We start from the raw sequence: 946 nt of genomic DNA, 5'->3' as shown, positions 1-946 counted from the left end.
CCATCTTGCCAGCTCTTCTTTAAAACCGGTTTAAGCCCACGACCACGCCATCAATCCAGCCGCTTGTAAATCCGCGTATCGCTGGTCGATTTCCGAAACCAGTAAAAATCGGGCAATCCTGCAAACACCCTGCGCCAGTTGAATACTTCGGCCGATAATCGATCCGCCATCTTGACGATAGTCTCCGGCATATACTGGATAAGCGGCTTGCCAATCGATGCGGACAAGCAGGCCGACAGGGCTTCAAATGCCCGGGGATCCTGGCTCATCAGACTTTGCAGGTGTGGCTCCAACTTCATGAAGTTCAGGGCTTCATGCTGGGAGCAGATCCCCTCTCCGGCTTCCACGTTGTAGTAGAGGTAGAGTTTGCCCACATCGTGCAGCAATCCCCCTAGGAAGGCGACGTCGGCGGTGCGTCCATCAAGCCGGTATTGACGACACAACATCCTGGCTGTCATCGCCACTTCTACACTGTGCTCCAGCAAGCCACCCACATGGTCATGATGATGGTGATGGCTCGCCCTGCCTCGATAAAACCCGGTGATAAAACGCCGGTCACGTAGGATCCCGAGGGAAAAGCGCCGTAACCCGCCGGGCGGTAACATGGCATAGAAGCGCCACAGTGCCTGGATCATCTGGCCATGCGACTCATTGAGGGCCAAACCAAGGTGAAACTCCCACAGTTGACGCCCCTCGTCCCCTGTGATGCCTTCCAGAGCGCGACAACTGCGCAATGTGACAGACTGCTGCTCCATCCCCAGCATTGCCAGTACCAGCTGCCCCGACGGCGCAATAGTTGCCATGCATTTATCTGAGACCGAGACTCGATGGACGGCCTTTGGCGATAACAATTCCCAACACTCATACTCGCCCTCGCTATCCGCCAGTCTGGTTGCCCACATCAGTTCGCCGCAATCCGCATATTCAGTGACGTGTACCATGACCC

At 55.9% G+C, this 946-nt stretch carries 1 protein-coding gene; it reads right to left on the bottom strand.

Annotated features, from left to right (window positions below; genetic code table 11):
• Positions 1-50 precede the first annotated feature (50 nt).
• Positions 51-946: HDOD domain-containing protein (locus tag PG881_RS23905; protein ID WP_270803312.1), on the bottom strand; the 896-nt coding region annotated here is incomplete at its 5' end.

The sequence above is a fragment of the Aeromonas sp. QDB54 genome, from assembly GCF_027707385.1.
In the GTDB taxonomy this organism is placed as follows: domain Bacteria; phylum Pseudomonadota; class Gammaproteobacteria; order Enterobacterales; family Aeromonadaceae; genus Aeromonas; species Aeromonas hydrophila.
The sequence above is the reverse complement of the archived record's forward strand: the minus strand, read 5'-3'. Positions and strand labels throughout refer to the sequence as shown.